This window comes from Arthrobacter glycogeni (genome assembly GCF_054510815.1).
Map to the genome: position 1 here is coordinate 183287 of NZ_JBTNDV010000006.1, position 12822 is coordinate 196108.

Consider the following 12822-nt stretch of genomic DNA (forward strand, 5'->3'; position numbering starts at 1 on the left):
GTGAATTCAGCCAATCCCGTCCGCAGCGACCTGCGCCTGTTTACCTCGGAATCTGTCACCGAAGGCCACCCGGACAAGATCTGTGACCAGATTAGCGATGCCATCCTCGACGCCATGCTGGCAAAGGACCCTAAATCACGGGTCGCAGTAGAAACCCTCGTCACTACAGGCCTGGTCCACGTTGCAGGCGAGGTCACCACCGAGGCATACGTCGAAATCCCCGAACTGGTGCGTCAGACCCTGCTGGGGATCGGCTACGACTCGTCAGCCAACGGATTTGACGGCGCACGCTGCGGCGTGTCGGTGTCGATTGGCCAGCAGTCACCCGAAATCGCCAACGGTGTGTTCAACTCGCTGGAGACCCGGCAGGGAACCGGGCTGGACCCCTACGACGCGCAGGGCGCCGGCGACCAGGGCATCATGTTCGGGTATGCCAGCGACGAGACCTCGGTGCTCATGCCGACCCCCATCTGGTTGGCACACCGCCTGTCCGAACGCCTGACGAACGTCCGCAAGGATGGCACCCTCGACTATCTCCGTCCCGACGGCAAGACCCAGGTCACCATAGGCTACGACGGAGACGTCCCCGTCTCGGTGGATTCCGTCGTCGTGTCGTCCCAGCACGCGCAGGGTGTCGACCTGGAGCAGCTACGGGCCGACCTCGTCACCCATGTCATTGACCCGGTCCTGGCGGCGTCCGAACTGGACGTCAGCAAGGTCCGTCACATTCTCAACCCCGGCGGCGACTTCGTTATCGGTGGCCCGGTCGGCGACGCCGGCCTGACCGGACGCAAGATCATCGTCGACACCTACGGCGGCATGGCCCGCCACGGCGGTGGCGCCTTCAGCGGCAAGGACCCCTCGAAGGTGGACCGCTCGGCAGCCTACGCCATGCGGTGGGTGGCGAAGAATGTTGTCGCCGCCGGACTGGCACGGCGCGCCGAAATTCAGATCGCCTACGCGATCGGCATGGCGCAGCCCGTGGGCATCTACGTCGAAACCTTCGGCACCGAGACCGTCGACCCAGCCGCCATCGGCAAAGCCATTCGCGAGGTCTTCGACCTGCGTCCGCTCGGCATCATCAACGCCCTGGATCTGCTGCGCCCGATCTACCAGAAGACCGCCGCTCACGGCCACTTCGGGCGCGAGGATGTCGGGTTCAACTGGGAACTCACTGACCGCGTGGACAAGCTGCGGAGCTACTTCAACGCCTAGGATGCGGCCATCCGGCAACGGCAACGGGTCCGGGTCCGGGCTCGGGGGCGGCGGCAGTCGACAGACCCCGCGGCGCGGCGTGCCCCCAGCTACCGGCGGCCCCCTGAAACGACCGGAGGGCTCGGGCAGTGGGGGAGCCGTCCAGCTGTCGCTGCTGCAGGGATTCCCGACGGCGCCGCATGCCCTGGGCGCCCCGGTGCCCGCTGGGGACCTCCCGGTGGCCCAGGTCATTCTCGATTCACCGTTGCCGCACCTCGACCGGGTGTTCGACTATTCAGTGCCCGAGGAACTCGCCGCGCCAGCCCAGCCCGGGGTGCGGGTCAAGGTGCGCTTCAGCGGGCGGGAGCACACCGGGTTCATCGTTGAACGATCGGCCACCAGCGACAGCACCACCCGGCTACTGCCGCTGCTGAAGGTCCTGTCGCAGCAGCGGGTCCTCACCCCGGAGGTGCTGGCTCTCAGCCGGGCCATCGCGGCTCGCTATGCCGGCACCGTCAGCGACGTACTGAAGGTTGCCATCCCGCCCCGAATGGCGAGGGTCGACACGGCTTTTGCTGCCGCGGCCGAACCAGCCGCCTTCGAACCGCCCGCCGTCGACCTGCCCACCACTGACCTCCTCGCCGTCGACGTCCCCGCCACTGACCCGTCCGCCACTGACCCGGCTGATCCCCAGGCTGCCGTGGAACCACTCCTCGGCCGTTACGCCAACGGAGCCAGCTTTCTCCGGCACCTGGCCGCCGGGCACAGCCCCCGCGCGGTGTTGACCAGCCTCGGCGGGTACGGGCCGCGGGATTGGCCGGCCGAAATTGCCGAAGCAGTCGCCGCGGTCTGGCACACGGGACGCGGCGCCGTCGTGGTCGTCCCCGACCAGCGGGACCTGGCACGGGTCGAGGCGGCACTTGACCACCGGCTGGGTGCCGAGAAGGTGGCACGGCTGACCGCCGAGGACGGGCCAACCCCGCGGTACCGCAACTTCCTGAAGCTTCTCAACGGGCAGGTGCGGGTGGCGGTCGGTACCCGATCGGCGGCCTACGCCCCGGTTCAGGACCTGGGCCTGGTGTGCGTGTGGGACGACGGCGACGACCTTCACCAGGAGCAGCGGGCGCCCTACCAGCACATTCGCGAAGTGTTGCTGCTCCGCGCCGAGCAGGAGGGCTGCGCAGCGTTGCTCGCGGCCGGATCGCAGAGCACGGAGGCGCACCGGTTGGTGTCCACGGGCTGGGCACAGGCTATCGCCGCCGACCGTTCCGAGGTGCGACGGAGCGCGCCGCGGGTTGTGCACACGGGGGACGAGTTTCAGCTGGCCCGGGATCCGCTCGCTGCCCGCGGCCGAATTCCTCATGCCGCGTGGCAGGCCGCTTCCGAGGGGCTGGCCCGCGGCCCCGTCTTACTCCAGGTGGCCCGCACCGGTTTTTCGCCGGCTCTGGCCTGTGAGGACTGCCGCGAACCGGCGCGCTGTAGTGCGTGCACCGGGCCGCTCGCCCAGACCGGCCGCGGCGGTGCCCCCGGGTGCCGGTGGTGCGGAAAACCCGACCCGCACTGGACCTGCGCCAACTGCGGCAGCCCACGGCTGCGCGCGACGGTCGCCGGTGCCACCCGGACCGCCGAGGAGCTGGGGCGGGCCTTCCCCGGCGCGAAGGTGTACTCCTCCGCCGGCGAACACATCCTCGACACCGTGCCCAACACGCCAGCGGTGGTGGTGGCCACCCCGGGCGCCGAACCGCTGGCAGAGGGCGGCTACGCGGCGGTGATTCTGCTGGACGGCTCAGCGATGCTGTCCCGCGAATCCTTGCGGGCGGGGGAGGACACCCTGCGACGGTGGTTTACCGCCGCCTTGCTGGCCCGCCCTGCTCCCGACGGCGGGCTGGTGGTGATCACCGCCGATGATTCGACCGCGGTCGGGCACCTGGTGCGCTGGGACCCGCAGGGGGCAGCGGGGCGCGAACTCTCCACCCGGACCGACCTGGGGTTGCCGCCCGCCGTCCGGTTCGCCGCATTGACCGGATCCCGGGAGGCGCTGGCGGCCTTTACCGGGGGCCTCGACTCGGGGCTTTTCCTGCGCATTGTCGGTCCCATGCCCATCCCAGGGCAGACCGGTCGCGCCGCGGGCGGACGGCCGGCAGGACAAGGCCAACGAGCCGACAAAGCCGATACACAGACCTCCAGCGCGGATCAGCACCGGCTGTTGTTGTTCTTCAGCTACCGCAGCGCGCCCGCGGCGACCGCGTGGCTGAAGGCCCGCAAGGCGGCCATGTCAGCCAAAGCGACTACCGAACCCGTACATATCCGCTGTGACGCTGCCGACCTCATCTAGCCAAGCGGGACAATCCTCATCCGCCGAAGCTCAGCCACCGGCGCCACCGCGCCCGGCCGGCATGCTCGACCGTGGCAATAGCGGCAGCCTCAAGCAACTGCTCGGCCGACCGGTCCCAGGAATAGGTCCCCGCCTGCGCACGGCCCGCAGACGACGCCCGCTCCCACCGTTCGGGTTCCGCCAGGGCACGGACAGCCGCAGTAAACTGAGCCGGCTGATCGGGGTCGACGTAGAGGGCAGCATCCCCTCCGACCTCCCTGAAGATCGGGGTGTCCGCGGCAATCACCGGAGTTCCGGCGGCCATGGCCTCGATGATCGGGAGGCCATACCCTTCGGCGCGGGACAAGGTCACCAGCGCGGCGGCCGAGCGCAGCAGCTGTTGGTAGTCCTCATCGCTGACCCCGTTGTGGAAGGTGACCCGCTGGCCCGGCGGGATCAACCTTTCCAGTTCGCCGCGGCGATCATCGGTGATCCGGCTGAGCAGGTGCAGCGTGTACCCGTCGAGACCACGCATTCCCGTGACGATTGACTCAACATTCTTGTACGGCATGAACGACCCCATGTAGAGCAGATCCCGCCCGGGTTTGACACCGGGTGCGCGGACCATCGTGTCGGCCTGCGGCGCGTTTCCGACCAGCCGCACCGGGCGGCGGGTCAGCCGATGCTCAGCCATCAGCTGACGGGTGGTCTCGGAGATGGTGGCGACGACGTCGGCCCGGTTGAGCAGCAGCCGCTGCGGCCAGTACGCCAGGTGGTAGAGCCGCCAGAGTGCCCTGACCGGTAGGGGCAGAAAACCTGGCGGTTGTGGGTTCTGGTAGTAGATCAGGTCGTGCAGGGTGAGCACAAGGGGATAGGTTCGGCCCCAGCTGCCCATCGTCTGCATCGGGCAGACGACGACGTCGGGCCGCAGGCGGTTGATCCGGGCCGCCACGAACAGCTCGCCCGGGGACAGGGGGGAGTTGATCATGACGTAGGGGACGTCGGGAAGGAGTTTCAGCTGGCGCCGGTCGGAAATCAGCATCACCACCTCGGCGCGCTCCGCTGCCGCTGCGATCAGGCTGGCGCCGTAGCGGCTGATGCCGTCGTGCTGATCGAGTCGGGTGAACCGGGCGTCGAACAGGATCCTCATCGGAGGGTTTCCTCGAGGAAGGTGTTGATGAGTCCAGCAGCCTCGCGGGGGGTCTCATAGTGCACCAGATGTCCCACCCGCTCTATGATTTCCAGCCGGCAGTTGGCGATCATCGCGGCGAGTGCCCGCTGACCGGTGACCGACCCCAGGTCGTCCTTCTCTGCCGCGACCAGCAGCACCGGCATCGCGAGCTGCGCCGCGCTGTCCCTGACCGTCCCGGTGATCGATGCTTGGAACGCTTCAAGCAGCACGCGGCGGCTGGCGAACGTACTGAAGTAGCTCAGATGCTGGCCATGAATATATTTGCGCAGGGTGCGATCCCGGGTTTTGGCCATTAGGGAACTCATTCCGAGGACGATCAGCGGATTACCGAGCAGGGCCAAGCCCAGTTTTTCGGGGAGGGCTGCCCCCGCCCGGTAATAGAGGGCTGCCAGCTTCGAGGCCCACCGGTTGGAGCCCTCCAGCGCTGGTTCGCAGATCGGGTTGATGAGGACCAGGGCGGCGATCGCCGTCGGGTGCGCCCCCGCCCATCGGGCCGCCACAATGGACCCGAACGAGTGCCCCAGGAGCACCAAGCCGTTGCCCAGCCCGAGCGCGGCGACGCTGAAGCCGACGAAATCGGCGTACGCGTCGACGTCGTGCACCCCGTCCAGCGGCTCCGACTGGCCAAACCCGGGCAGGTCGGGGACGACGATCCGGTGGGCAGGGAGTTCTTCGATGACGCGGAGCAGACCGTGGTGGTCGCCCCTGAAACCGTGCACCATGAAGATGGAGGGCCCCGCCGGGTCCGTGCCGGCTACCGGCGGGAAGTCCCAAAAGTGCTGGGCTGCACCGCGGTAGGAAAGGGTGACCACTGTGGCCTCGCGGGTCACAGTGATGGCGGGGGTGGGCACGACCTAGTTCACCCGGTCCGGGTGTGAACCGAAGCGGGTGTCCCGATCGAGGGCCGCAAGCGCTTCAAGGTGTTGGGGGCTGAGGTCGAACCCGTAGACGTCGAGGTTGCTGGCGATCCGCTCCCGGCTGCTCGCCTTGGGGAGGACCGCATGGCCGGACTGCACCTGCCAGCGCAGTACCACCTGGGCGGGCGTCCGACCCAGCTCGGTAGCGATCCGGCTGATTACCGGGTCGGCCAGGATGGCACCCCGGCCCAGCGGACTCCAGGCCTGGGTGATGATGCCGTGAGTGTCGTGGAACCGACGTAACGCGTGCTGCTGAAGGTAGGGGTGCAACTCGACCTGGTTGATGGCGGGGACCACCGATGTTTCAGCGAGCAGCCGTTCAAGGTGTGGAAGCTGGAAGTTGGACACCCCGATGGCCCGCACCCGGCCGTCGTGATACAGCTGTTCCAGCGCTCGGAACGTATCGACGTAGAGGTCTTTGTCCGGGCAGGGCCAGTGGATCAGAACCAGGTCAATGGTGTCCAGGCCAAGCGCCTGCTGGGAGGAATCGAAGGCACGAAGGGTCGAGTCGTACCCGTGGTTCTCGTTCCACACCTTGGTGGTGACGAAGACGTCAGCGCGCTCCAGCCAGCCGGCGGCGACGGCGTCGCGGACCGCGCGGCCCACTCCCGGCTCGTTGCCGTACATCGCCGCGGTGTCGATGGTGCGGTAGCCGGCCTCCAGTGCCAGGGCGCACAGGTCTCGCGTCGTCCCGGGTGGCACCTTGTACACCCCGTAGCCGATCTGGTCGATCTGTACCCCGTTGTTGAGAGCAATTTTCGGCGCCTTATGCATACCTCGACAATACCGAAACCGGCGTGGGTCAGCGTGACCCGCCGTGCACCAACCGTCGTGCCGAGCCCTCATCAAGGATCAGATCGGTGGCGAGCCCGGCCGCCAGTGCGCCGCGCAGCCCATTGATCTTCGTCTCACCCGACACCACGCAGATCCGCCGGCGCACCTGCCTGAGCAAGTCGAGTTCGGGTCCGGTGCTGCGCTGGTTGAGGAGGACGTCGCTGTGCGAACCGTCGGCCCTGAAGAACATGGTTGCCACATCGCCGACCACCCGGTGCTCCTCAAGCGTCCGCAGGTCGTCGTCGTCGAGATAGCCGCCGGAGTACACGTGGCTGGGAATGCCGGAACCAATCGAACCGACCCCGAAAATGGCCATCGTCATCCGCCGCTGGAGGTCGAGAATCCGCAGAACGCTACGCTCCGCCCACATCGCGGTCTTGGTTTCGGCGTGATCGAAGAAGGCGGGGACCGGGAACTGTTCCACCCGGGCACCGTAGGCCTGGCCAAACCGGCGCAGGATCTCGCTGGCATAGGTGATCCCGGTGGTCTGCGTGTTGCCCGCGCCGTTGAGCTGCACGATGGTGCTGTCATGGGTGACCTTGCGGGTCAGGTGGTAGCTGACAGCGCTCACGGTTGAGCCCCAGGCCACACCGATGACGGCGTTGGAATCGACGAGAGGGCCGATGGTGCGCGCCGCCTGGATGGCGACGCGGTCCAGCACTTCGGAGTCGCTGACGATGTCGGTCACCGGGACCACATGGGCTTCCACCCCATACTGGCGCCGGATTTGCTGTTCCAGGGACGGTGCCCGCTGCAGCGGGTTGTTCACCTGGATCTGCACCAGACCGGTTTCCCGGGCCATCGACAGCAGCCGCGAGACCGTCGACCGCGAGGTCCGCAGCTCGCGTGCGATGGCGTTCATGGTCAGGTCCTGCAGGTAGTACATCTGGGCTGCCCGGAGGGCATCGCCGCTCCTTGACCGTTTGACGTCCTGAGCGGAAGATTGTGCAGCAGGGTCGGTTCTTTCAGTGTCGGGTTGAACGTTCATCGCCAAATCCTCCGTCTCTCGTGCACGTATGTGCAACACCATTGACTATTATTCCCAGCATTTCAAGAATAGGTGGGACGGCTGCGGATGCAATGCGGCCGATTATTGTTGAGGAGATTGTTTTGGCTGAATCCGCCGGTGCGAATGGTGCCGCCAGTACGCCCGCTGAACGGCCAGGGGTGCAGCAGCTGAAGAAGACGCCCCGGGCCTCCGTCCTGATCATCGGTGGCGGGATCAACGGCGTGGGAACGTTCAGGGACCTTGCACTGCAGGGCGTCGATGTCACCCTGGTGGAGCGTGGCGACTATTGTCAGGGAGCGTCGGGGGCTTCCTCCCACATGATCCACGGCGGAATCCGGTACCTCGAGAACGGCGAGTTCCGGCTGGTCCGCGAATCAGTGGTGGAGCGCAATGCCTTGCTGAAGACGGCACCCCACTACGTCAAACCGCTCCAAACCACCATCCCCATCTTCAGCACGTTCTCCGGAATCCTCGCCGCGCCGCTGCGGTTCCTCACCCACCGCCAGCACGGCCAGCCGCGCGAGCGGGGTGCCTTCCTGATCAAGGCGGGCCTGACCATGTACGACTGGTTCTCGCGGGACGGCGGGGCCGTCCCACGTCACCGGTTTGCCGGTCGCCGGGTGTCCCTGGCCCAGCTTCCTGATCTACGGCCCGATGTGCGGTACACGGCTACCTACTTCGACGCGTCGGTGCACAACCCCGAACGGATGACCCTTGACGTCCTCCGCGACGGTCTTGCCGCTAACCCCGAGGCCCGGGCCACCAACTATGTGAGCGCCATCGGGCGCGACAATGGTTCGGTGCTGCTGCGGGACGAACTCACCGGTGAGGAATTCAGCTTCGCGGCCGACGTCGTCGTCAATGCGACGGGCGCCTGGGTTGACGGGACCAACGATGCGCTCGGCGAGGCCAGCACGTTCATGGGTGGCACCAAGGGCTCGCATATCGTCCTGGATCACCCCGAACTGCTGGCGGCCTGCGCGGGCCGCGAGATTTTCTTCGAACACACCGATGGCCGCATCGTGCTGGTCTACCCGATCGGGGATCGCGTGCTGGTGGGGACCACCGACATCGACACCGATCTGGATACGCCGCCCGTCTGTACCCCCGAAGAGGTTGACTACTTTATCGAGCTGATCGGGCAGGTGTTCCCGTCGATCGTTGTCCAGCCGGCCGACGTCGTCTTCAGCTTCTCCGGCGTCCGCCCGTTGCCGCGGCACGACGACACGCAGCCGGGCTTCGTGTCACGCGACTACCGGATTGAGAAGCGGCAGGATCACTCGGGCGGCCGGGCGGTGACCACGCTGAGCCTGGTCGGCGGCAAATGGACCACCTTCCGCGCCCTGTCCGAGCACATGACCAACGATGTCCTGGCCATCCTGGGGAAACAGCGCACGACGACGACCGCGGGCCTCGCGATCGGCGGCGGACGGGGATTCCCCACTACGCCGTCCGGTGAAAAGGCCTGGGTGACCGCTCACCTCGAACCGGGGCTGTCAGCCGCTCGGGTAGAGGTCCTGTTGACCCGGTACGGGACCCGCGCCGTCGACGTCATGGACTATTTGCGGGCCGGCGCCGACCAGCTATTGATGTCCACTCCAGAACTCAGCCGCCGCGAGCTGGCCTACATGGTGGATCACGAGCAGGTGGGCCACGTAGTGGATGTACTGATTCGCCGGACGTCGATCGCCTTCAGGGGACTGGTGACCAGCGAGTTGCTGCAGGAACTCGCCGAAGTGCTTGCCCCCCTGCTGGGCTGGAGCGGCGATACAGTATCCGCAGAGATCGAACTGGCTGAACGGGTGCTGCGGGAATGGCACACAGTTCCCAGCGAAGATTTGGTTGCGTAGCCCGTACCTGGCGCGCAGCTGATTGTCGCTCCCTGAGCGGCTGTAGGACCAACGGCAGCAGTTGCCGGGGGGAGCAATCGACCCCAGCCCAACGGGTTGGGGTCGACAAAAATGAATAGTTAGAGGAGTCAAAGATGTCTCTGGAAGCATTCGTTGCCGAAATGTTCGGCACCATGTTGCTGCTGTTGCTCGGTACAGGCGTCGTTGCCAACGTCGCGTTGGCCGGTACCAAGGGCAACAACGGCGGATTTCTGATGGTCAACTTCGGGTGGGGCCTGGCGGTGTTCGCGGGCGTGTATGTCGCGGCGCTTTCGGGTGCGCACCTGAATCCTGCCGTCACTGTCGGCCTGCTGGTCAATTCCGATATCGCCACGCTTGGACCGGATATCGACAAGTCGTTCGTCAACGTACTGGCGTACTTCGCGGCTCAGCTACTCGGCGCCATGATTGGTGCCGTGTTGTGCTGGCTCGCGTACAAGCAGCACTTCGACGCCGAACCCGACCCAGCAAACAAGTTGGGCGTATTCTCCACTGGCCCAGCGATCCGTTCGAACGCCTGGAACCTGATGACGGAAATCATCGGCACCTTCGTGCTGGTGTTCGTGGTGATTGCCTTCGCGGGAACTCCGTCAGGGCTTGGCCCGCTGGCCGTCGCGCTCTTGGTGGTTGGCATCGGCGCATCGCTGGGTGGACCTACCGGCTACGCCATCAACCCGGCACGTGACCTCGGGCCGCGCATTGTGCATGCGCTCCTTCCCATCAAGGGTAAGGGCGGCAGCGACTGGGGTTACTCCTGGGTTCCAGTAGTCGGTCCACTGATTGGTGGTGTGCTGGGCGGCCTGGTCGCCATGCTGGTCACCCTTCCGGCAGTGACCTCCTAGCAGAGGTTGCCAGTTAGAAACCTTCGGGCGGCGGTTTTGCAACCGTGCGCACGGACACCATTTACCGACAGAAACTCAAAGAGGAGCACTACATGTCGAAGTACGTTATAGCGATTGACCAGGGCACCACCTCCAGCCGGGCGATCGTCTTCGATCACAGCGGGAACATCGTGTCCTCAGGTCAGAAGGAACACGAGCAGATCTTCCCCAAAGCCGGCTGGGTGGAGCATGATCCCATCGAGATCTGGAACAACACCAGGGAGGTCATCGGCAACGCATTGTCGAAGGCGAACCTGACGCGGCACGATATTGCCGCCGTCGGCATCACCAACCAGCGTGAGACGGCGGTGGTCTGGGACAAGACCACCGGACAGCCTGTCTATAACGCGATTGTCTGGCAGGACACCAGGACGCAGCCCATCGTCGACGAGCTGGCGGCTGATGGGGGTGTGGAGCGGTTTAAGCAGCAGGTAGGGCTTCCGCTGGCTACCTACTTCTCGGGCACCAAGATCAAGTGGATCCTTGACAATGTTGAGGGAGCTCGGGCGAAGGCTGAGGCCGGGGACCTGATCTTCGGCAACACCGACTCGTGGGTCACCTGGAACCTCACCGGTGGCACCGATGGCGGCGTGCACATTACCGACGTCACCAATGCCTCGCGGACCATGTTCATGGACCTGGAAACCTTAGCCTGGGACGACGGCATTCTTGCAGCGTTCGGCGTACCGAAGTCCATGATGCCGGAGATCAAGTCGTCTTCGGAGGTTTACGGGACGGTCCATACGTCGCAGTTGCTGCGTGAGGTCCCGGTCTCCGGCATCCTTGGCGACCAGCAGGCGGCGACCTTTGGTCAGGCGGCGTTCGAGAAGGGCGGGGCCAAGAACACCTACGGCACCGGAAACTTCATGATCGTCAACACTGGTGAGGAGATTGTTCATTCCAAGAACGGGCTTCTGACCACAGTTTGCTACAAGCTCGGTGATGCCAAGGCCGTTTATGCCCTGGAGGGGTCGATCGCTGTCACTGGGTCGTTGATCCAGTGGCTCCGGGACAACCTGGGCATCATCAAGTCGGCACCTGAGGTGGAACAGCTAGCCGAGACGGTCGAGGACAATGGTGGCGTTTACATCGTGCCCGCGTTCTCCGGGCTGTTTGCGCCGTACTGGCGTGGTGAAGCCCGCGGCGCGATTGTGGGACTGACCCGGTTCGTCAACAAGGGGCATATTGCCCGGGCGGCTCTCGAAGCCACTGCGTTTCAGACCCGTGAGGTCCTCGACGCGGCAAATGCCGACTCCGGAGTGGACATGGAGGATCTGCGGGTCGACGGCGGCATGGTGGCCAATGATGCGCTGATGCAGTTCCAGTCCGACATCCTGGGCATCCCGGTGATCCGTCCCAAGGTTACCGAGACCACAGCGTTGGGTGCAGCCTACGCGGCTGGTCTGGCAGTGGGGTTCTGGAAGGACACCGACGAACTGGCCACCAACTGGGCCGAAGACAAGCGGTGGACGCCCTCCATGGATACCGGAGAGCGTGACCGCCAGATGCGCCTCTGGAAGAAGGCAGTCACACGCACGTTCGACTGGGTCGACGAGGACGTGAAGTAGGGCCAATTCCCCTTCACCATCACCCTAGCGTCGTTTCACAGTAGGGGCGGTGGCCATCTTTCCGGATGGCTACCGCCCCTACTGTGCGTCCCGGCCAGTCGGTTTCCCGATGGTCGGCCGACTGCCCCCTCCGCCGAGAACTTAGCTATGGCGGGCTGAGACTCGGCGGGCTGACGGCGTTCTGAGGGCGAGTTCACGAACTCACACTTCGGCGCACGTCAGTAGGAGAGTCATGCCGGGTCAGAACGGTGGTGGGGTTTCCGGTCGCGGTGGTGGTGGTGTGGGTGGTGGGTTGGGTTTGGTGGTGTAGGTTTCTCCGGCGGGGGAGATCGCGATGATCGTCCCGGGTTCGGGTTGGGTGTACTGCCAGAAACCCTCCGTTTTGAACATGTGGTGACGTTTACAGAGCGCTGCCAGATTTGAGTAACTGGTCCTCCCGCCCCGGGACCAGGGGATCGTGTGGTCGAGTTCGCAGAACACCGCCAACCGGTTACACCCCGGATGACGGCACGTCCCATCCCGTACCCTGACCGCGTCCTGTAAATCTTGGGGGACCCGGTACGTGGTCGCATCAGCACCCAGCCTGGCCCCCGTATACGGGTGGGTGAGGATCCTCGTGAACGACGGCGCGTGCCCGGCGAGCCTGCGGGCAGTGTCCGGGTCGATTGGCCCGTACCCTTCCAACTCACCCGGCACATCCCCACCCATGAGGGTCAACACCGGGACCGTCACGAAAACCTTCGCCTGCACACCCCAAAACTGGTTGCCTTCCCGCGACTGGTTGCCTTCACCGGACTGGTTGCCCTCCCGGGACTGGTTGCCTTCACCGGGTGCTTCGGCCTGTGACCGGGCCCGTGATCGGGTAATAGAATCACCGGTAGCCCTCTCAGGGTTGGTCTCACCAACGGATCCCGGGCCGGCGCTGGTGAGGGCGTCGATGAGGACGTCAGCCCTGAGTTGGGTGAGGGTGCGGGGCTCGTCGGGGCCCTGCAAGTTCCGGGCAGCAGTGTCGACCCGGTGGTAG

The 12822-nt window shown here is 65.6% G+C and carries 10 protein-coding genes; 5 read left to right on the forward strand and 5 right to left on the reverse strand.

Going from position 1 to position 12822, the window contains the following annotated elements; all coding sequences use genetic code 11:
* Both metK and ACX80G_RS08805 read left to right on the forward strand, forming a co-directional pair.
* Entirely contained in the window at positions 1-1215 is a 1215-nt protein-coding gene (metK, locus tag ACX80G_RS08800; RefSeq protein ID WP_459307258.1) for a methionine adenosyltransferase, read from the forward strand.
* Between the two features lie 79 nt (positions 1216-1294).
* Positions 1295-3529, forward strand: coding sequence for a primosomal protein N' (locus tag ACX80G_RS08805; protein WP_459307259.1), 2235 nt, complete (start codon positions 1295-1297; stop codon positions 3527-3529).
* Positions 3530-3545: 16 nt separating this feature from the next.
* Here ACX80G_RS08805 and ACX80G_RS08810 read toward each other — a convergent pair whose 3' ends face one another.
* From ACX80G_RS08810 to ACX80G_RS08825, 4 genes are read right to left on the reverse strand one after another with little or no spacing between them, the layout of a single operon-like run.
* A complete protein-coding gene (locus ACX80G_RS08810) occupies positions 3546-4658 on the reverse strand; it encodes a glycosyltransferase family 4 protein (protein ID WP_459307260.1) in 1113 nt (370 codons plus the stop codon).
* Positions 4655-5551 (reverse strand): alpha/beta fold hydrolase, encoded by an 897-nt coding sequence (locus ACX80G_RS08815; RefSeq protein ID WP_459307261.1) that lies wholly within the window; start codon positions 5549-5551, stop codon positions 4655-4657. The genes ACX80G_RS08810 and ACX80G_RS08815 overlap by 4 nt, the downstream gene beginning before the upstream one ends.
* 3 nt (positions 5552-5554) lie before the next feature.
* Entirely contained in the window at positions 5555-6391 is an 837-nt protein-coding gene (locus ACX80G_RS08820; RefSeq protein WP_459307262.1) for an aldo/keto reductase, read from the reverse strand.
* Between the two features lie 28 nt (positions 6392-6419).
* Positions 6420-7337: a sugar-binding transcriptional regulator gene (locus ACX80G_RS08825; RefSeq protein WP_459307275.1), complete on the reverse strand. Its 918-nt coding sequence runs from the start codon at positions 7335-7337 to the stop codon at positions 6420-6422.
* A 194-nt stretch (positions 7338-7531) separates the two neighbouring features.
* Between ACX80G_RS08825 and ACX80G_RS08830 the strand changes: the two genes are divergently transcribed.
* From ACX80G_RS08830 to glpK, 3 genes are all read left to right on the forward strand, one after another.
* The gene (locus tag ACX80G_RS08830; RefSeq protein WP_459307263.1) at positions 7532-9310 is read left to right on the forward strand and encodes a glycerol-3-phosphate dehydrogenase/oxidase; all 1779 of its coding nucleotides are present in this window, start codon (positions 7532-7534) and stop codon (positions 9308-9310) included.
* 134 nt (positions 9311-9444) lie between these two features.
* Positions 9445-10191, forward strand: a complete 747-nt coding sequence (locus ACX80G_RS08835; RefSeq protein WP_459307264.1) for an MIP/aquaporin family protein — start codon at positions 9445-9447, stop codon at positions 10189-10191.
* A gap of 92 nt (positions 10192-10283) precedes the next feature.
* A complete protein-coding gene (glpK, locus tag ACX80G_RS08840) occupies positions 10284-11798 on the forward strand; it encodes a glycerol kinase GlpK (protein ID WP_459307265.1) in 1515 nt (504 codons plus the stop codon).
* 240 nt (positions 11799-12038) lie between these two features.
* Here the strand turns inward: glpK and ACX80G_RS08845 are convergent.
* Positions 12039-12822 (reverse strand): HNH endonuclease signature motif containing protein (locus ACX80G_RS08845; RefSeq protein WP_459307266.1); only part of this gene is annotated, 784 nt, incomplete at its 5' end.